Below are 19066 nucleotides of genomic sequence, written 5' to 3'. Positions count from 1 at the left end.
CCGACAAATGTTAGCACGACGTGAAGCAAATAGGACAAGCCTGTGACTAACGATTTCGACGCCAAGAAAGCCCAAGCCTCTGCATGGTTCCGCAGCCTGCGCGACGATATCGTTGCCGCCTTCGAGGGCTTGGAAAATACCCAGACGGAAGGGCCGTTTGCGGACCAGCCAGCGGGTGCGTTTGAAGTGACCAAGACGACCCGCAGTTCTGACGACGGATCAGATGCGGGTGGTGGTTTGATGAGCGTGATGCGCGGCGGGCGCGTGTTCGAGAAGGTCGGTGTGAACGTCTCGACGGTCTACGGCACATTGGGCGAGCGGGCGCAGAAAGCCATGGCGGCACGGGGCGTGCCAGGGATGGCGGACGACCCGCGGTTCTGGGCGTCGGGGATTTCGCTGGTGGCCCATATGCAGAACCCGCAAACGCCAGCGGTTCACATGAACACCCGCATGTTCTGGACGCCGGGTGCGTGGTGGTTCGGGGGCGGGTCGGACCTGAACCCTTGCATCGAGCGTGAGGAGGACACTGCGTTTTTCCACACTGTGTTGAAAGAGTACTGCGACAAGCATGACGCCGGTTATTACCCGCGTTTCAAAGAATGGGCGGACGAGTATTTTTATGTTCCGCATCGTCACCGTGCGCGCGGTGTTGGTGGCATCTTTTATGACGATCTGAACACCGGTGATTGGGATGCGGATTTTGCGTTCACGCAGGATGTGGGCCGCGCATTTCTACCGGCGTTTCTGGGGGTTACGGAAAAATGGCGGGATGCGCCGTGGTCGGAGGCTGACAAGGAAGCGCAACTGGCGCATCGCGGGCTTTATGCGGAATACAATCTCGTCTACGACCGCGGGACCAAGTTCGGGTTGGAGACGGGCCATGACGCCAATGCGGTGCTGATGTCACTGCCGCCTGTTGCGAAGTGGTACTGAGTTTCGCCGCGCTGGCGCGCGTCGACCGGCCGGGGGATTTCATCCCCCGGACCCCCTGAGAATATTTTTGCCAAGATGAAACGCGGGGAACGGTCAGGCTTTGTCTGACAACAGGTCTGCGCCGTCTTCTTCTGTGACCACGGCGTCGGCGGTGGCTTGTTCGACGTCGCTTTGTTCGTTGAGCAGATTGCCCTCAACTTCCGGCATCGCATCGTCGGCGGCGGCCGCAGCGGCGACTTGCTTGGCGCCTTCGGAAAACTCCTGACTGGCGATGGCGAGCGCGGATTTCTCCGCGGCCCCCTCGAGTTGTAAGACCGGAACGCCTTGTGGGAAAATGATTTCCCGTGCGTCGTCGGGCATGGAGACGCCTTCCTCAGTCAACCGCTTGGTGACCTGCCGCAGCAGCGCGGATTTGACCTTGAGCACGGAGAAGTCTTTGGCGTTCACCCAGTAGTACGCCTTGATATTCACCGTGGAGCTGCCGAGGCCGTCGACGAGGATCATCGGCTCCGGCTGGTTCAGCACAGCTTCGTGGCCTGCGATGACCTCGAGGATCAGGCTTTGGGCGCGGGCGACCGACACATCGTATCCGACGCCGATCACCAGCGTGTCGCGGCGGTTGGCGGAGCTGGTGTAGTTGACGATTGTGCTTTTGAAGATCATCGCATTGGGGATCTGGATGTGGTTGCCTTCGGGGCTGAGCAGTACGGTCGAACGTGTGTTCATCGAGCGCACCGAGCCTGCCATGCCCGCGACTTCGATGTAGTCACCGGACTGGAAGGGGCGGCGGATGGATAGGAGCAACGAAGCCAGAAAGTTCTCTGCAATGTCGCGGAACGCGAAGCCGACGACGATACCGATCACCCCTGCGCCGCCAACGACTGACACGGCGATTTGCGTGAGGCCCGCCACCTGCAACACCACGAACAACCCGATCAGGAATATCGGTAGCGCGATGGCGCGGCTGACGATGTCGCGCAGGAACGGAGACGCAATGCCGCCCAGCAGCCAGCGGCGGATACCTCTGGCGGCGAGGGAGGATAGCCACCAAGTCAGCGGCAGAACGATCAACGCCAGCACGATCAGGGGCAGGGAAGTGACGATGCGTTTGCCGACGGACTTGATCTCGCCCAATGCGGGGGCAAAGGACCAGTTGGCCTCTTGCACCACCTGAATGCGGTTGACCACGGCGACCACGTCTTGGGTTTGCGAGGCCAGATCGCGCGCCCATCGTTTGTGGTCGTCATTGGTGGTGCGCCCGTCGAGGAAGACGATGCCGTCTTTCACTTCGACACGGGAAAACTTGTACCAGCCTGTCGAGCGCAGGATGCCGACGATCCGGTCGGCGATCTGCTCGTCCCGTGCCGTAGGTTCGACCGAGACGGCTTGTGACGGGGAAGTGACGTCTTGACCCTCGCTGGATGCCTCTTGCGAGAGGGCGGGGAAGGACAGGGCGAAAACGGCGCAGAGCGCGAACAGGATACGAGTCATCATGCGCCCGACCCTAGCGGGGCAGGCGGTTGGTGTTCCAGTGAAAAGAGAGTGAACCTAACCGGTGGTTGTTTCGCGCACCGTGTCGATCATCAATTGCACATTGTCGGGATTGGCGTCGGGGGTGATGCCGTGGCCGAGGTTGAAGATGTGCGGGCCTTTGGAAAAGGCTTTGACGATGGCGCGGGTCTCGTCGACGAGATCCTTCCCGCCGGTCACCATGTGGCGCGAAGCAAGGTTGCCTTGCACGCACCCATCGACCTGTACCTTTGCGGCGGCCCAGTCGGCGGAGACGGAGTTGTCGAGCGCCACGCAATCCGCGCCAGTTGCCTTGGCGAAGCCGATGTAGTTGTCGCCTGCTTCACGCGGGAAGGCGATGATAGGCGTGTCGGGGTGGCGGGCTTTCAGCGCAGTGATGATCTTCGCTGTAGGGGCCAAAGCGTATTTTTTGAACGCATCGCCGGACAGCGAACCTGCCCAACTGTCGAACAGTTTCACCACTTCGGCACCCGCGTCGATCTGCGCGGACAGGTATTCGATGGTGGCGTCAGTCAGCAGATCGATCAAGGCGTCGAACACATCGGGCTGTTCGACGCGTAGCTTGTGGGCGGGGGCTTGGTCGGGTGTGCCCTGGCCCGCAATCATGTAAGTGGCCACGGTCCATGGGGCACCTGCGAAACCGATCAGCGTGGTTTGCTTTGGTAGCTCGCCTGCAAGGTTGCGTACTGTTTGGTAGATCGGCGACAGATGCTCGTGCACGTCGGACGGGCCTTTGAGTTTGGCGAAGTCGGCGGCGCTGGTCACGGTTGACAGGCGCGGGCCTTCGCCCGTGACGAACCACAGATCCGCCCCCAAGGCTTGCGGCAACAGCAAGATGTCGGCGAACAGAATGGCCGCGTCAAAGTCGAAGCGGCGGAGCGGTTGAAGTGTGACCTCGGTCGCCAATTCAGGGTTGTAGCACAGAGACAGGAAGTCGCCCGCTTGCGCGCGGGTGGCCTTGTATTCCGGCAGATAGCGGCCCGCCTGGCGCATCATCCAGATTGGCGGCGTATCCAGGGTTTCGCCTGCCAATGCACGCATGATTTTCTTCTGCTCGGCCATGGCCACACTCCTTCTATTGCGACCTCTTGTCCGCGCTCGGGCGACCGAATGTCAAGGCGACAGCTTGTCAGCATTCGTGAGCCCATTTAAGCAGACTGTCATGGCATTGAACCTACCCACCCCGACCTCACCCTTGCGGATTGGCACCCGCGGATCGCCGCTTGCTTTGGCGCAGGCCTACGAGACGCGCACGCGGCTTATGGCGGCGTTTGATTTGCCGGAAGAGGCGTTCGAGGTCGTGGTGATCAAAACCACGGGGGACGCCATTCTGGACCGGCCGCTGAAGGAGATCGGCGGCAAGGGGCTGTTTACCCGCGAGATCGAGGATGACCTGCTGTCGGGCCAGATCGACATTGCGGTCCATTCGATGAAAGACATGCCCGTGGAGCAGCCCGATGGCTTGCTTCTGGACACCTACCTGCCGCGCGAGGATGTGCGCGACGCGTTTGTGTCGTTCAAGGCAAAGGGCATTGCGGATTTGGCTGCCGGAGAAACTGTTGGGACGTCGTCATTGCGGCGTCGTGCGCAGATTTTGAACCGCCGCCCTGATCTGAATGTGGTGGAATTCCGTGGCAATGTGCAGACACGGCTGAAGAAGCTGGATGCTGGAGTCGCAACCTGCACCTTCCTTGCGATGGCGGGGCTGAACCGGCTTGCGATGGACAGTGTTCCTGCAACAGAGATTGAGACGAACGACATGCTTCCCGCCGTCGCACAGGGTGCGATCGGGATTGAGCGCCGTGGTGATGATAGCCGCGTGGCAGAGATGCTAACGGCGATCCATGATGTTCCTACAGGTCAGAGGCTGGCTTGCGAGCGGGCTTATCTGGCGCAACTGGAAGGCTCTTGCGAGACGCCGATTGCCGGTTTGGCTGAATTGAACGGAGGAACAGTGCAGTTCCGGGCCCAGATTTTGCGCCCTGACGGATCCGAGGCATTGAGTGATGCTGAATCCGCTCCGATCGAGGATGCAGCCGAGATGGGCCGTGCCGTGGCAGACCGGTTAACCGCGCGAGCCCCGAAGAACTTCTTTGATTGGCGCAGCTAGTTAAGGCACCAAAAAGGGTTTCCGAGCGAGTGCACTGGCACCGTTTCGCCCAACCTAAAGCGCAAAATTGCCATAATTAAAGAGGATTGTTCCAACCACGCGAAGGAAAATTTGCGTGAGTTTTAACAATTTGCTCAAGATTTAGGAGGTCAGAGAATGGAACATGGACGTCTTCAGCCGATGAAGGGTGCCTCCGGTCGGGAGAAAACAGCCTTTACAATGAAAACGATCAAAGAGCTGTTGGAAGAAGAGGCTTTGAAGAAGACTCAAACACCAATGCCGCTCCCGACTGCCCCAGAAGTGCAAAAGCCAGAAGCCGCAGCGCCAAGCGCTTCTGAACCCTATGCCGAGGCCGCAACGCCCGCAGTGGAGCCTAAAAAGCCAGCGGCGCAAAAAGCAGCTGCCTTGCCACCGATTTCCCCGGCACCTGCTGCGCGGGCTACTGAACAACCAGCCGAAAAACCGCGGTCGTTTCTTGGGCGCCTGATCGGTAGCTAACTTGCGCGTTCACCAACGTCTGCGAAGTTGTCCGGACGTTTAATCACTCTGTGATGGTTGATATTGGAATTAAAAAAGGCCGCTCCCGAGAGAGCGGCCTTTTTCTGTTCAGTCCAAAACGCCGAAGCGCTCAAGCTTGGCCCAAGGAATTAACCTTGGCGGGCTTTAAAGCGAGGCTGGGTTTTGTTGATCACGTAAACGCGGCCTTTGCGGCGCACGACCCGGCAATCCCGGTGGCGCGACTTCAGGGAGCGAAGTGAGTTCTTAACCTTCATGTCTCTTCTCCTATTCGTCCAGCGCGGTAGGGCGCCTTCAATTAAAATTCGTTCAGATGGTGGGCACTACTGGGATCGAACCAGTGACCACTTCGATGTCAACGAAGTGCTCTACCGCTGAGCTAAGCGCCCATCTGACCTTCATATTCCGATCCGATCCCACAGCAAAGGGGACGCAGCCGGAGCACGTTGGTCCGCGCTCTATAGAAGGAGTCGGAATGCTGTTCAAGGGCTTTTGAATACGCAATTTTTAGCCCTATACTCTGGGCAACAGGAGCGGGCATGACGAACGACGCTTACACATTGACCCTACCAGAGGTCCAAACCAGTTGCATGGTCTTTGCCAGTCCGCATAGCGGGCGGAATTATAGCCACGCATTTCTGCGGCGCACCGTGCTGGACGATTTACAGATACGCTCATCGGAAGATGCGTTCGTGGACAGGCTGGTCGCCCCTGCGGCCAAGTATGGGTCCCCGTTTCTGGCCGCGAATATGCCCCGGGCCTTTCTTGACCTGAACCGAGCCTGTGATGAACTGGACCCTGCCGTCGTGCAGGGTGTTCGCCGACCGGGCCATAACCCGCGCATCGCCTCCGGACTTGGGGTGATTCCCCGCGTGGTGGCGAACGGGCGCGCAATTTACGCGGGGAAACTATCGATGGAGGAGGCCAGTACGCGGATCGAGCAGTACTGGCATCCGTATCACAAATGCCTTGGGAACCTGATGGAGGAAACCAACCGGACTTTCGGGCGCGCGGTGTTGGTCGACTTCCATTCTATGCCCCACGAGGCCGTGCAATCCGTGGCGCTGGTGGGGTTTGCCCGCCCTGAAGTGGTGCTAGGTGACCGTTTCGGGGCGGCGGCTGGTGGCGACATTGTTGACCGGATCGAGACCATATTCCTGGAGGCCGGATTGCGGGTCAGCCGGAACGCGCCCTTTGCAGGGGCATATATAACGCAGGTTTACGGTCGCCCGTCGCGCGGCCATCATGCGATCCAGATCGAGATCGACCGCGCTTTGTATATGAACGAGCAATTTGTCAGGCCGAACGGCAATTTCGACAGCTTCTGCCAGTTGATGGAAAAAATCGTGGCGGAGATTTCTGATCTGGGTCGCCAAGAGCTGCCCTTGGCCGCCGAATAGGCGCTACCGCAGGGAGCGGCCTTTCTTGATCGCATCGCTACCGAATTTCTCGCGAATCTTGTCAGTTGCCCGCTCAGCATCCGTGCGCTTCGCGGCATCAGGGTCGAGCAGGTCTGGCGTGCGGTCGGCGTCAGTTTCGGGCATCAGATCGGAGATGCCGACGCCAAGCAGGCGGTAAGGCCCTTCGTTTACATTGGCCATCAGGTCCCGCGCCGTGCGGTATATGCGGTCGGCCAATTGCGTCGGGTCTCGCAAGGATTGGCGGCGGGTAATGAGTTTGAACTTGGCGGTCTTCAGCTTCAGCGTGACGACGCGGCCCGCAATTTGCTTGGCCTTCGCGCGATCCGCCACCTTTTCCGCCATGCGCCACAGGTGACCGTCCAACAGGTCAGTGTCGGCGGTGTCATCATGGAACGTGGTTTCGTTCGAGATCCCTTTGACCGGCTCATGGGCGGACACACGGCGGCGGTCTTCACCACGGGCAAGATGCCACAAGCGATCCCCCATCGAGCCAAAGCGCGCGTGTAGGTCTAGGCGGTCCCACCGGAGCAGGTCGGCGAATGTGCGAATGCCGGCCTTTTCCAGACTCTCGCGGGTTACCGCGCCGACGCCCCAGATCAAGGAGACGGGGCGGTCACGCAGGAAGTCGTCGGTTTCCGCCTTGCCGATCACAGAAAAGCCGCGCGGCTTGTCCAAGTCAGACGCGACCTTTGCGAGGAACTTGTTGTGGCTCAATCCGATGGAGCCGCTCACACCGATGTCGCTTTCCATCCGGTTAACCAAGCGCGCGAGCATAACCGCGGGCGGGGCGTGGTGCAGTTTTCCGGTGCCTGTGAGGTCCAGAAAAGCTTCGTCGAGGGAAAGCGGTTCGATGGCGGGGGTCAATTCCTGCATCAAGGCGCGGATTTGGCGGGACACGTCCACATAGACGTCCATGCGGCCACGCACGACTTCGGCCTCGGGGCAAAGCTTGAGTGCCTGAAACATCGGCATGGCGGAACGCACACCTTTGATGCGGGCGATGTAGCAGGCGGTAGAAACAACACCGCGCCTGCCGCCCCCAATTATCACGGGCTTGTCGCGTAGAGCCGGATTATCGCGCTTTTCGACAGACGCATAAAAGGCGTCGCAATCCATGTGCGCGATGGAAAGCTCGAACAGTTCCGGATGTGACATGACGCGAGGCGACCCGCAGGCGGGGCAGCGGGGGCCTTGGTCATATTGGTGGAAACAGGTGCGGCAAAGCGAAGGCATGGAGTGGTGATACGCCAGCGGGGTGTGGGCGGCAATCTTATGCTATGTGTGGCGCATGGAATTTCACGGCGCAAAAGTTGCGGTTTTCATAGGCGGGCGGGTGTTGGTCGCTTTGCGCGATGATTTTGATCACATCCCTTTTCCGGATTGCTGGGATTTTGCCGGAGGCGGACGGGAGTTGGGGGAAAGCCCCGAGGAATGCGTGTTGCGCGAACTGAAGGAAGAGTTCGGTCTGATATTGATATCGGATCAACTGGTCGGCAAATGGGCGTATCAGACAACCGTGCCCGTAGGGACCGCGTATTTCTTCGCCGCTCATTTGCCCACCGGAGCGGAATCGGGCGTAGTTTTCGGGGATGAAGGGCAGCGCTGGATGCTCATGACCCCGGAAGAATACCTGTCCCGCAGCGATGCTATCGCACATTTGCAGGACTGCTTACGGGTGTATCTGGAAAGACTCTAGCTGCCGATATCGACCGAAACAGACTGTTTCTTTCTTCTAAACGGGCCTTCTGCACCCCATATAACCCTTAGGACAGTGAAGGGAATTTATTGATGGAAGACATTATTTTGGGATTTTTGGGCAATAACGCGGTATTCCTGCTGTTGTTCGTCTTTTTGGTGGTCGTCGTCCTTGCGGGCGTGCGGATCGTCCCTCAAAGCGACAAGTTCGTGGTTGAACGCTTCGGTCGCCTGCGTTCGGTGCTTGGGCCTGGCATCAACTTTATCGTGCCGTTTCTGGATCGTGTGGCGCACAAGATTTCCATTCTGGAACGCCAGCTGCCGACCAATCGCCAAGATGCCATCACGTCTGACAACGTATTGGTGCAGGTCGAAAGCAGCGTGTTTTACCGCATCATCGAGCCGGAAAAGACGGTTTACCGTATTCGCGACATCGACGCGGCGATCACGACCACTGTTGTTGGCATCGTGCGCTCCGAGTTGGGTACGCTGGAGCTGGACCAAGTCCAGTCCAATCGTGGACAGTTGATCGAACGCATTCAATCTTCGCTTGAGAAGGTCGTGGATGATTGGGGTATCGAAGTAACCCGAGCGGAAATTTTGGACGTTAACCTTGATGACGCAACCCGCGCCGCGATGATGCAGCAGTTGAATGCCGAACGTGCGCGCCGTGCGCAAGTGACGGAAGCCGAAGGCTCCAAGCGGTCGGTCGAGTTGAATGCCGACGCGCAGCTTTATGCTGCCGAGCAATTGGCTAAAGCCCGCCGAATTGAAGCGGACGCGGAAGCCTATGCCACGGAAGTGGTTGCGATCGCGATCAAGGAAAACGGCGTCGAGGCTGCACAGTATCAAGTGGCCTTGAAGCAGGTGGAGGCATTGTCCGAAGTGGCCAAAGGCTCTGGCAAGCAAACCGTGTTGTTGCCTTCCGCCGCGCTGGATGCCTTTGGCGACGCGTTTAAACTTCTGAAGGGGAGGACCTGATGGAACAATTCATTCTGTGGAACCAATACTGGGTTTGGTTCGCGCTGGCGTTGTTGCTTGGCGTATTCGAAATCCTGATGCCGGGCTACATCCTGCTGGGCTTTGCCCTCGCGGCGGCGGCAATGGGGGTTGTGTTCGCAGTCGGTGTCTGGCCTGCTGGGATGATGATGGACTCGTTGCCCATAACGCTATCGGTTTACGGGGCGGTGTCGCTGATCACATGGTTGGGGCTGCGCCAGTACTTTGGTCGCCGTAACGGTCAGGTCAAAGTCTGGGACAAAGATATCAACGAGAACTGATTCCTTTTCCCGACCGCGTAAAAAAGATCATGTGCCCGTGCCTTTGGTGCGGGCCTTCACGTATCTAGCCGCCGAATAGTTTCAAATAATTTTGCGAATTGATCAGTTCTAACGGGCTTGTTATCCGCTGCTCAACCTTGCACCAAGTCTGTTCACCTGCGCACCAATCGTGCGCAATTCTCACGAACCTGTTCATTGAGCGTGAGCGCGGAAAGCTCCAAATTAGGTTCATCAACAGCAACAACGCTGAACCTTAAAATCGAAACCGGAGTACTTAAAATGAAAACCATTATCGCAACTGTTATCGCCCTGACCGCAACCGCACCTGCTTTTGCAGACGTGAGCAACCCGCAAGCCTTCTTCGCCATGGGCAACGACTCTGCCGCTGAACTGACCGTGAGCGAAACATCGACAGGCAACGTAGCGAAAGCGCTGAAAGTTGGCATCTCTGCCAATGAATCCGCAGCTGAAATGAACGCAATGATCGGTGGCGCTGATGTAAGCCGCGACGTGCAAGCTTTCTTCGCACTTGGCAACGACTCTGCCGCTGAGCGTACAGCGCTCAACTAATCCAACAGATCTCCTCCCGAGACCAAAAAACGGGCTCCTCTTAACCGAGGGGCTCGTTTTTTTATGGCAATTCGTCTAGGATCGCTTGGGCTGCTTCGCGCGCGTTTTCTGCTTGCCAGATCGGGCGGCCTACCACGATGTGGTCGGCCCCGTCGCTGATAGCTTTGGCTGGAGTCGCAACGCGTTTTTGATCGCCAAGTGCCGAACCGGACGGGCGCACGCCGGGGGTGACGATCAAACGGCCCTTGGCCTCGGGGAGGGCGCGGATCATCGCAGCTTCTTGCGGGGAGGCGATGACGCCGTCGGCCCCAGCCTCTAGGGCTTTTGCAGCACGTTCGAGCGTAATTTCGTGAATGTCGCCAGCTTTGATACAGCCATCATCCAGATCGGCGCGATCGAGCGACGTAAGAACCGTTACGCCAAGGATTTTCATGTTGGTTCCCGACGCACCTTCCTTGGCGGCGCGCACCACATGGGGGTCGCCATGGACGGTTAGGAAATCATGGTCGAACTGTGCAAGGCCACGGACGGCTGCTTCGACGGTTGCCCCGATGTCGAACAGCTTCATGTCGAGGAAAATGCGCTTGCCGTGCTCGTCCTTGAGCTCGTTGGCGAGAGCAAGGCCACCACCGGTCAGCATCCCGAGGCCGATTTTGTAGAAATTTACGCTATCGCCGAGGCGCTGGCTTAAATCCAGCCCAGCGAGGGCATTGGGGAGGTCAATTGCAACGATCAGACGGTCATCGGACATGGGAGCAGGCCTTTGCAGCTAGGATTTTGCCCTAGCTGCCCGTCTGACGTCGTGTCGTCAAGCGGCGGTCTGCATATTGTTAAGACCCATGGTATCCTTGAGTTGGCGGATCATGTCGTTGATGTGGATGAGGCGACCAGCTTTTTGAGTGGGTGAGCGCGACATCAATTTCGCACGGCCCCTCGCGCGATGCGCTTTGGCGCGTGCGACCAAAACGGTTGAAACCGCCTCGAAATCTGTCGCGATCGGCAAAGGAGCGGAGATCGGAACCTTACGGGTCTCGTGCCCCTCGTGAAACACAACCAAGGCCTCGAAACACCGCGTTGCGGCGTTGTAATTCAAGTTTTGCACTTCTGTTTGATAACTGCTCATAGTTACCTCCTTTTCACTATTAACAACTTAGGATTGAAAAGGTTCCGTCGCCACTTAAGGCCGGTAACAACGTAGTGAATCCTTGTAACGTCGAAATTTTGTGATCACACCCCTTGAGCGGATGGAGGCTACTCCCCATTTAGGATTTGAGATTTGTCAAAGCACAGTGCCGCCTGGCGGGCTACAATTCGACAAAGGCTTAATGAAAGGAACGTACCCAATGGATTTGGAAAAATTCACAGAGCGCGCCCGCGGATTCATCCAGGCCGCGCAAACGATCGCAATGCGCGAGGATCACCAGCGCCTTGCCCCCGAACACCTCCTCAAGGCGATTATGGATGACGAGCAAGGGCTTGCCTCCAACCTGATTTCTGCCGCTGGTGGCGCACCTGCGCGCGTGAAAGAGGCCGTGGAACTAGCGATGGGGAAAATCCCGAAAGTGACCGGCTCTGGCGGGCAGGTCTATATGGACAGCCAAACTGGCAAAGTGCTGGACGAAGCCGAGAAGCTGGCGAAGAAAGCTGGAGACAGCTTCGTGCCTGTCGAGCGGATGCTATGCGCCCTAGCGATGGTGAAAAGCCCCGCGAAGGATGCGTTGGACGCGGGTGCCGTATCAGCGCAGAAGCTGAACTCCGCGATTAACGACGTTCGCAAGGGGCGCACCGCTGACAGTGCCAATGCCGAAGAAGGTTACGACGCGCTGAAGAAATATGCGCGTGACCTTACCGAAGCTGCACGCGAGGGTAAGATTGACCCGATTATTGGTCGTGACGAAGAAATCCGCCGTACGATGCAGGTTCTGTCGCGCCGCACGAAGAACAACCCCGTTCTGATCGGGGAACCTGGCGTGGGTAAAACCGCGATTGCCGAGGGTCTTGCCCTGCGCATCGTTGATGGTGACGTGCCGGAATCCCTGCGCAACAAGCAGCTGATGTCTTTGGACATGGGTGCGCTGATTGCAGGCGCGAAGTATCGCGGCGAGTTCGAGGAACGTCTGAAAGCGATCCTGTCAGAGGTTACCACCGCTGCGGGGGAGATCATTCTGTTCATCGACGAGATGCACACGCTGGTCGGCGCGGGCGCGAGCGAGGGGTCTATGGACGCCTCCAACTTGCTGAAACCTGCTTTGGCGCGGGGTGAGTTGCACTGCGTTGGTGCCACGACTTTGGACGAATACCGCAAGCACGTTGAAAAAGACGCGGCTTTGGCGCGGCGTTTCCAGCCGGTCATGGTTGCAGAGCCGACCGTGGAAGACACGGTCTCGATCCTGCGTGGCATCAAGGAAAAGTACGAGCTGCACCACGGTGTACGGATTTCCGACAGCGCGCTGGTCGCGGCTGCGGAGCTTTCGCACCGGTATATCACCGATCGTTTCCTGCCGGATAAAGCCATCGACCTTGTAGACGAAGCCGCGTCGCGGTTGCGCATGGAAGTCGACAGCAAGCCGGAAGAGTTGGACGCATTGGATCGCCAGATCCTGCAACTGCAAATCGAAGCAGCTGCGCTGGAGAAAGAGGATGATGCGGCTTCGGTAGATCGCTTGACGACCTTGCAGAAGGAACTTTCCGACTTGCAGGAACGCTCCAGCGAAATGACCGCTGCTTGGCAGGCAGAGCGTGACAAACTCGAAGGCGCGCGTGATTTGAAAGAGAAGCTGGACCGTGCGCGGGCCGAGTTGGATATCGCCAAACGCGAAGGCAACCTCGCCAAAGCGGGGGAGCTGTCTTACGGCGTGATCCCTGATCTGGAGAAGGCGTTGGCAGAGGCTGAAAGCCGCGAAGAGACGCAGATGGTCGAGGAGGCCGTGCGCCCTGAGCAGATCGCCAGCGTCGTTGAGCGCTGGACCGGTATTCCGACCTCCAAGATGCTGGAAGGCGAGCGTGAGAAGCTGCTGAAAATGGAAGAAGAGCTGGGTCGTCGTGTGATCGGGCAGCGTCTTCCGGTGCAAGCAGTGTCGAACGCGGTGCGCCGTGCGCGTGCCGGGCTGAACGACGAAAACCGGCCACTTGGCTCGTTCTTGTTCCTCGGGCCAACAGGCGTGGGTAAAACCGAACTGACCAAAGCTGTGGCGGAGTACCTGTTCGACGATGACAGCGCGATGGTGCGTATCGATATGTCGGAGTTTATGGAGAAGCACGCGGTGTCACGTCTGATCGGTGCCCCTCCGGGCTATGTCGGCTATGACGAAGGCGGCGTTTTGACCGAGGCCGTGCGGCGCAGACCTTATCAGGTTGTGTTGTTCGACGAAGTCGAAAAGGCACACCCTGACGTGTTCAACGTGCTGTTGCAGGTGCTGGATGACGGGGTTCTGACAGACGGCCAAGGCCGCACCGTGGACTTCAAGCAGACGCTGATCATCCTGACCTCGAACCTTGGGGCGCAGGCGTTGAGCCAGCTTCCTGAAGGCGCGGACGCTGCGGCTGCCAAGCGTGACGTAATGGACGCGGTGCGGGCGCATTTCCGACCCGAGTTCCTGAACCGTCTGGACGAGACGATTATCTTCGACCGCCTTGCCCGCGACGACATGAACGCGATTGTGGACATCCAGATGGCGCGTTTGGAAAAACGCCTTGCTGGTCGCAAGATCACTTTGGCGCTGGACGAGGAGGCCAAGCAATGGCTGGCCGACGAAGGCTACGACCCAGTGTTTGGGGCACGGCCTTTGAAGCGCGCCATTCAGCGTGCGCTTCAAGATCCGTTGGCCGAGATGATCTTGGCCGGCGAGGTGCTTGATGGCTCGACCGTCGAAGTGAGCGCAGGGCCGGACGGATTGCTGGTTGGGGGGCGCATTAGCGCGTCCAACAGGCCGAAGCCGGACGACGCGGTGGTTCACTAAAGTAAGAAAGGGCGCCTTCGGGCGCCCTTTCCTTATTCAGGTTTGGCCCGTTAGCTTGCGGGCATGATGACCTTGTCGATGACGTGGATGACGCCATTGGAGGCCTCAATGTCGGCGGCGGTTACGTTGGCATCGTTTACCATCACACCACCTTCGGTTTTGATTGTCACTTCGCCACCTTGGACTGTTGCAGCCGTCATGCCGTCGGTCAGATCGCCCGACATCACTTTGCCAGCCACGACGTGATAGGTAAGGATCGCGGTTAGCTGATCCTTGTTCTCCGGCTTGAGCAGAGTTTCGACCGTGCCTTCGGGCAGGGCAGCAAACGCTTCGTCCGTGGGGGCGAAGACGGTGAACGGGCCTTCACCCTTCAGGGTGTCAACCAAGCCCGCCGCCTGCACAGCTGCGACAAGGGTACCGAAGCTGCCTGCGGCAACGGCTGTATCGACGATGTCTTTGGAGTGGCCATCTGCGAAGGCTGGTGCCGTCAGGGCTGCGGCGGCGGTCAGGGCGATAAAAGTTCTGCGGATCATATCGTGGTCTCCTGTTCATTTCAAAAGACGCTCGTGATTGAGCATCGGAACCGATACGCACAAACCCCACGGCAGGATGCCGCCGATCCGCACTTTTTCATTCTTGACCAAACTCGAGCTTGGCCTAAGCAACCGGTTTTCCAGCTTTCCAATGACATTCTTGTTATCGCCCGTGATCGCAGCGTGGCTTTTTGAGCATTCACTTGCGTGTTCTGCTGGCGCATCCGACAGTACGCAAAACATAAAATGGGGAACCGGAATGTGGATGTTTGATTGGGCGGGCTGGGTGATCGAGGTGATGGCATTGGCCTTCGCAGGTGTCATCGGCATCGCGGTGCTGTTGGCGATGGTTCTGTTTGCCATCGACCGGTCCCAAACGAGCGACGCCATTCGGCGCAATTATCCTGTCATCGGACGGTTTCGACACATTTTTACCGAGCTTGGCGAGTTCTTCCGTCAGTATTTTTTCGCGATGGATCGTGAGGAACTACCGTTCAACAGGGCGCAGCGGGACTGGATATCCCGTTCAACCAGTGGAGAGGGAAATACAGTCGCGTTCGGATCGACCCGCAATCTGTCAGTGGTGGGGACACCGCTTTTTGTGAATGCCGCGTTTCCTCCGTTGGACGATCAGTTTGCATCCTCGGAGCCTTTGGTAATTGGCAGCACAGCAAGACATCCCTTCGAGGCCAAATCGTTCTTCAACCTGTCGGGCATGTCCTTTGGTGCGATTTCGAAACCTGCGGTGACTGCCCTTTCACGCGGGGCCAAGGAAGCAGGTATCTGGATGAACACGGGTGAGGGGGGGCTCAGCCCCTATCATCTGGAGGGTGGCGCGGACATCGTGTTCCAGATTGGCACTGCCAAATATGGCGTGCGCAACAAAGATGGATCGCTCAATGACGACAAGCTGCGTGAAGTTGCAGCACATCCCGAAGTGAAGATGTTCGAGATCAAGTTGGCGCAAGGGGCAAAGCCTGGCAAGGGCGGCATCCTGCCCGGTGCCAAGGTCACGGCCGAAATCGCCGCCATTCGCGGGATCGACGAGGGGCAAGACAGCATTTCACCGAACCGCCATGTCGAGATTTCCAACGTCGCTGAGCTGTTGGACATGATTGCCCATGTGCGCGAAGTGACAGGCAAGCCGACAGGGATAAAAACGGTTTTTGGATCGGAGACCCCTTTCCGCGACCTCTTTGATCTGGTGCTGCAACGCGACGAGGCCCCTGACTTTATTACCATCGACGGCGGAGAAGGCGGAACCGGAGCGGCCCCCCTTCCGCTGATGGATCTTGTCGGGGTGACGATCAAGGAAGCGTTGCCAGAAGTCGCGAACCTGCTGCGGGAATACGGGTTGAAAGACCGGATACGGCTGATTGCCTCAGGCAAGCTGATGGTGCCAGGTGATGTGGCTTGGGCGCTGGCTGCCGGGGCGGACTTTGTAACCTCTGCACGGGGCTTCATGTTTAGCCTTGGCTGCATTCAGGCCATGAAGTGCAACAAGAACACCTGCCCGACAGGCATCACCACGCATGACCCGAGGTTCCAGCAAGGATTGGTGCCGGAAGACAAGTACAAGAAGGTCGCGCGCTACGCCAAAGGTATCGTGAAAGAGGTGGAGCTGATCGCCCACTCCGTCGGTGTACCCGAGCCGCGCCAGATGCGGCGCGAACATGTGCGGCTTGTGCAGGACACGGGGAAATCGGTGCCGATGGATGTGTTGTATCCAGTGAAGGACGCGGGGTAGGACCCTTTTTTGCTCTGGTCGTACCTTGCCGATTCATACCTTGCTACTAATCCCCTGAGATTCCTTCAGTACCTGCTATAGTAGATTTGCTGGCTGGCAATGAATGGCGGTCACCTTGAAAAGGATGTTCCGATGCTAAAGGTGGACGAAGAAATTACGAGTGTATCTCGGTTACGCGAATTGATGCCGACCGAAGGCTTTACCAACACGTTTCTCAAAGTCACAGATCAGCTTAACGATGTCGCTTGTAAGTTCATTGCCATCGCACCCTTCATTGTTGTGGCCACTAAATCTTCAAAGGGTCTGATTGATGTGTCGCCGAAGGGAGATCCCGCTGGTTTTGTCGAGGTTTTTGATAATAGAACGCTGATAATTCCTGATAGATTGGGCAATCACCGAGTCGATGGCTTCAAGAACATTCTTGAAGATCCCAATGTAGCTATTTTGTTCATTGTGCCGGGTCATGGCGACACTCTCCGCGTTGCAGGCAAAGCACGGATCGTAAAGGACCGTGCGATTAGCAAACGTCACGCGATTAATGGCAAAGAGCCATTGCTGGCCATGGTTGTGGAGGTTCAGGAGGCGTTTATGCATTGCTCCAAATCGTTAATTCGGTCCCGACTTTGGTACCCGGACAGCTGGCCAGCACGAAAAACTGCCCCCACACTGGCGGAGTGGGTTCTTGCAACCGTCGAGCGGGAACAAACCTTGGGCGACGTGCAAGATGATCATTCAACTGACGAGAAGACCCGACTTTATTGAAAATTTAGCGCAGGCGGGATGAAGCAGCTCACGCGACGATGACACCATCCCCACAGTTTCGTGAGCAGGCCTCATTTGGTTTTGTGCCTCGGGGCGCGTAAGTCATAAGGGAACACGCAATAGCGAGGACTCTATATTATGGCCAACCGGTTCAAATCTGATCTGACATGGGACGACGTCACTCCCGAAAATGTATTCCTGAACCGGCGGGCTTTCATGGCTGGCGCCTCGGCCTTGGCCGCCACGGGCATCGCGGGGCCTGCCCTGGCGTCGCAATACTCGACTGACGAAGAGCCCAACGCGTGGGATGAAATCACACAGTACAACAACTTCTACGAGTTCGGGACCGGCAAGTCCGACCCAGCTGAATATGCAGGGGCGTTGACGACTGATCCGTGGGAGGTCGTAATCGACGGCTTGGTCGACAAGCCCGGCGCATATTCCTTCAAAGACATCATGGCCGCTATGACCGTGGAGGAACGTATCTACCGCTTCCGCTGCGTCGAGGCATGGTCGATGGTCATCCCGTGGAACGGGTTTGAACTGGCCGATTTGCTGAACATGGCTGGCGTGCAAAGCGGTGCCAAATACGTCGCGTTTGAAACCCTGCTCCGCCCCGAGGAGATGTGGGGCCAGAAACGGCGCTTCGTTCCATGGCCCTACCGCGAAGGTCTGCGTCTGGACGAGGCGATGCACCCGCTGACCATCATGGCGACGGGCATTTATGGCAAGCCGATCCCGAACCAGAACGGCGCGCCCATGCGTCTGGTGGTGCCGTGGAAATATGGTTTCAAGTCTATCAAGTCGATCGTGAAGATCACGCTGACCGACACACAGCCCGAAACCAGCTGGAACACGATCAACGCCAGCGAGTACGGCTTCTATAGCAACGTGAACCCCGAGGTGGATCACCCGCGCTGGTCGCAGGCATCCGAGCGTCGTGTCGGCGGCGGGCTTCTGGCCAAACGTATCCCGACGCCGATGTTCAATGGGTATGCGGATCAAGTTGCTGGCCTCTACGAGGGCTTGGACCTTGCCAAAAACTTCTAAGCCCTCCTGATGTCGCACGCCTTGACCCCCGCGGAACGGATCAATGCCGTTCTGCGCCTGGTGCCGACTTGGTTGGTCTATTTGCTCGGTGCATTGCCGGGGCTCTATATCGTGGCGGGCATCGGTCTGACGTTGTCCGGCACGTTTGACCTGTTCGGGAACAGTCTTGGCGTCGACCCCGCCCGCACGATCGAGCACTGGTTGGGGGAGTTGGCACTACAGTTCTTCATTGCCACCATGTTGATCTCGGTGCTGCGGGATCGCTTCCGGTTGAAGCTGATCAAATTTCGCCGTCCCCTTGGATTGCTGACCTTCTTCTATGTCTGCTTGCATCTGAGTGTCTGGCTCGGACTGGATATCCAGTTCCGCTGGGCAGAGGCTTGGGCCGACATCCTGAAGCGTCCGTTTATTACAATCGGAATGGTCGGGTTCCTCTTGCTGGTTCCTCTCGCAGTGACGTCCAACAATGCGATGATCCGCCGGATGGGTCCTGTGGCTTGGCAACGTCTACACAAGCTTGCTTACCCGGCACTTCTTTTGGGTGGCTTGCACTATGTCATGGTTCAGAAGGTCTGGGAGACCGAACCTTTGGTGTATCTGGGTGTGATCGCAGGTTTGTTGGCTTTGCGCGGCAAACGCCTGATGCCGTGATTCCGACTCATTTGGCTGGTCGAAAACTGAATCGCAGCTGAGTCTCCAGTTTTAAGCCTCAAAGAATCCACATTTTGTGGTTGTGTTGTGGATAACACCAAGAGGGGGCCGAAGTTGCCCCGAGGGCACCTTCGCAGGTGCAGAAATCAGCTGTAATTTTACAAAAAGAAAATCGCCATAAGACGTTGTTTATAATGATGTATTACGCCACCTATCGAGAATTTTTTAGAATTTTCAAAAAAGGTGTTGCGGGCGGGTGCGAGTGGGCCTAGAACCCCCTTCACCGGCAGGGCAGAGATGCAGTGTCGG

General features: G+C 57.8%; 20 protein-coding genes and 1 tRNA gene. 13 read left to right on the top strand and 8 right to left on the bottom strand.

Annotated features, from left to right (window positions below; genetic code table 11):
• The first annotated feature begins 42 nt into the window (after positions 1 to 42).
• Positions 43 to 933 carry an oxygen-dependent coproporphyrinogen oxidase gene (gene hemF, locus BDE40_RS15400; protein WP_134016036.1) on the top strand — a complete coding sequence of 297 codons (891 nt, stop codon included), beginning with the start codon at positions 43 to 45 and terminating at the stop codon, positions 931 to 933.
• 93 nt (positions 934 to 1026) lie between these two features.
• On the opposite strand, the gene BDE40_RS15395 is transcribed toward hemF, so the two are convergent.
• A complete protein-coding gene (locus BDE40_RS15395; RefSeq protein WP_134016034.1) occupies positions 1027 to 2427 on the bottom strand; it encodes a mechanosensitive ion channel family protein in 1401 nt (466 codons plus the stop codon).
• A gap of 54 nt (positions 2428 to 2481) precedes the next feature.
• Entirely contained in the window at positions 2482 to 3525 is a 1044-nt protein-coding gene (hemE, locus tag BDE40_RS15390; RefSeq protein ID WP_134016032.1) for a uroporphyrinogen decarboxylase, read from the bottom strand.
• 100 nt (positions 3526 to 3625) lie between these two features.
• Here hemE and hemC point away from each other — a divergent pair, with 100 nt between their 5' ends.
• Positions 3626 to 4573 (top strand): hydroxymethylbilane synthase, encoded by a 948-nt coding sequence (hemC, locus tag BDE40_RS15385; protein WP_134016030.1) that lies wholly within the window; start codon positions 3626 to 3628, stop codon positions 4571 to 4573.
• A gap of 156 nt (positions 4574 to 4729) precedes the next feature.
• On the top strand, positions 4730 to 5071 hold the full coding sequence (locus tag BDE40_RS15380; RefSeq protein WP_134016029.1) for a hypothetical protein: 342 nt from the start codon (positions 4730 to 4732) through the stop codon (positions 5069 to 5071).
• 149 nt (positions 5072 to 5220) lie between these two features.
• Here the strand turns inward: BDE40_RS15380 and ykgO are convergent, their stop codons facing one another.
• Together ykgO and BDE40_RS15370 are read right to left on the bottom strand one after the other, a co-directional pair.
• Positions 5221 to 5346 carry a type B 50S ribosomal protein L36 gene (gene ykgO, locus BDE40_RS15375; RefSeq protein WP_048864290.1) on the bottom strand — a complete coding sequence of 42 codons (126 nt, stop codon included), beginning with the start codon at positions 5344 to 5346 and terminating at the stop codon, positions 5221 to 5223.
• A gap of 57 nt (positions 5347 to 5403) precedes the next feature.
• Positions 5404 to 5478: transfer RNA gene (locus BDE40_RS15370), tRNA-Val, on the bottom strand.
• A 150-nt stretch (positions 5479 to 5628) separates the two neighbouring features.
• Here BDE40_RS15370 and BDE40_RS15365 point away from each other — a divergent pair.
• The gene (locus tag BDE40_RS15365; protein WP_134016027.1) at positions 5629 to 6489 is read left to right on the top strand and encodes an N-formylglutamate amidohydrolase; all 861 of its coding nucleotides are present in this window, start codon (positions 5629 to 5631) and stop codon (positions 6487 to 6489) included.
• A gap of 3 nt (positions 6490 to 6492) precedes the next feature.
• On the opposite strand, the gene BDE40_RS15360 is transcribed toward BDE40_RS15365, so the two are convergent.
• Positions 6493 to 7743, bottom strand: coding sequence for a DNA polymerase IV (locus BDE40_RS15360; protein ID WP_134016025.1), 1251 nt, complete (start codon positions 7741 to 7743; stop codon positions 6493 to 6495).
• 55 nt (positions 7744 to 7798) lie between these two features.
• Between BDE40_RS15360 and BDE40_RS15355 the strand changes: the two genes are divergently transcribed.
• The 4 genes from BDE40_RS15355 to BDE40_RS15340 all read left to right on the top strand — a co-directional run bounded on the left by BDE40_RS15355 (position 7799) and on the right by BDE40_RS15340 (position 10055).
• Positions 7799 to 8206, top strand: a complete 408-nt coding sequence (locus tag BDE40_RS15355; RefSeq protein WP_134016023.1) for an NUDIX domain-containing protein — start codon at positions 7799 to 7801, stop codon at positions 8204 to 8206.
• A 92-nt stretch (positions 8207 to 8298) separates the two neighbouring features.
• A complete protein-coding gene (locus tag BDE40_RS15350; RefSeq protein ID WP_134016020.1) occupies positions 8299 to 9186 on the top strand; it encodes an SPFH domain-containing protein in 888 nt (295 codons plus the stop codon).
• Positions 9186 to 9485 carry an NfeD family protein gene (locus tag BDE40_RS15345; RefSeq protein WP_246030479.1) on the top strand — a complete coding sequence of 100 codons (300 nt, stop codon included), beginning with the start codon at positions 9186 to 9188 and terminating at the stop codon, positions 9483 to 9485. Before BDE40_RS15350 ends, BDE40_RS15345 begins: the two co-directional genes overlap by 1 nt.
• 279 nt (positions 9486 to 9764) lie before the next feature.
• Positions 9765 to 10055, top strand: a complete 291-nt coding sequence (locus BDE40_RS15340) for a hypothetical protein (RefSeq protein ID WP_134016018.1) — start codon at positions 9765 to 9767, stop codon at positions 10053 to 10055.
• 61 nt (positions 10056 to 10116) lie between these two features.
• Here BDE40_RS15340 and pyrF read toward each other — a convergent pair whose 3' ends face one another.
• The gene (pyrF, locus tag BDE40_RS15335; protein WP_134016016.1) at positions 10117 to 10806 is read right to left on the bottom strand and encodes an orotidine-5'-phosphate decarboxylase; all 690 of its coding nucleotides are present in this window, start codon (positions 10804 to 10806) and stop codon (positions 10117 to 10119) included.
• 57 nt (positions 10807 to 10863) lie between these two features.
• Positions 10864 to 11178: a hypothetical protein gene (locus tag BDE40_RS15330; protein ID WP_134016014.1), complete on the bottom strand. Its 315-nt coding sequence runs from the start codon at positions 11176 to 11178 to the stop codon at positions 10864 to 10866.
• Positions 11179 to 11398: 220 nt separating this feature from the next.
• Here BDE40_RS15330 and clpB point away from each other — a divergent pair, with 220 nt between their 5' ends.
• Complete coding sequence (gene clpB / locus BDE40_RS15325; RefSeq protein ID WP_134016013.1) at positions 11399 to 14014, top strand: ATP-dependent chaperone ClpB; 2616 nt, start codon at positions 11399 to 11401, stop codon at positions 14012 to 14014.
• A gap of 50 nt (positions 14015 to 14064) precedes the next feature.
• Here clpB and BDE40_RS15320 read toward each other — a convergent pair whose 3' ends face one another.
• Positions 14065 to 14547 (bottom strand): fasciclin domain-containing protein, encoded by a 483-nt coding sequence (locus BDE40_RS15320; RefSeq protein ID WP_134016011.1) that lies wholly within the window; start codon positions 14545 to 14547, stop codon positions 14065 to 14067.
• Positions 14548 to 14845: 298 nt separating this feature from the next.
• Between BDE40_RS15320 and BDE40_RS15315 the strand changes: the two genes are divergently transcribed.
• The 4 genes from BDE40_RS15315 to msrQ all read left to right on the top strand — a co-directional run bounded on the left by BDE40_RS15315 (position 14846) and on the right by msrQ (position 18757).
• A complete protein-coding gene (locus BDE40_RS15315; RefSeq protein ID WP_425462407.1) occupies positions 14846 to 16294 on the top strand; it encodes an FMN-binding glutamate synthase family protein in 1449 nt (482 codons plus the stop codon).
• Positions 16295 to 16426: 132 nt separating this feature from the next.
• The gene (locus BDE40_RS15310) at positions 16427 to 17056 is read left to right on the top strand and encodes an MSMEG_1061 family FMN-dependent PPOX-type flavoprotein (protein WP_162848110.1); all 630 of its coding nucleotides are present in this window, start codon (positions 16427 to 16429) and stop codon (positions 17054 to 17056) included.
• A gap of 138 nt (positions 17057 to 17194) precedes the next feature.
• Positions 17195 to 18106, top strand: coding sequence for a protein-methionine-sulfoxide reductase catalytic subunit MsrP (msrP, locus tag BDE40_RS15305; protein ID WP_134016007.1), 912 nt, complete (start codon positions 17195 to 17197; stop codon positions 18104 to 18106).
• 9 nt (positions 18107 to 18115) lie between these two features.
• A complete protein-coding gene (msrQ, locus tag BDE40_RS15300; protein WP_134016005.1) occupies positions 18116 to 18757 on the top strand; it encodes a protein-methionine-sulfoxide reductase heme-binding subunit MsrQ in 642 nt (213 codons plus the stop codon).
• Positions 18758 to 19066: the final 309 nt, after the last annotated feature.

This window comes from Litoreibacter halocynthiae (assembly GCF_004365635.1).
GTDB lineage: Bacteria > Pseudomonadota > Alphaproteobacteria > Rhodobacterales > Rhodobacteraceae > Litoreibacter > Litoreibacter halocynthiae.
This window is presented reverse-complemented; position numbering and strand designations above follow the sequence as displayed.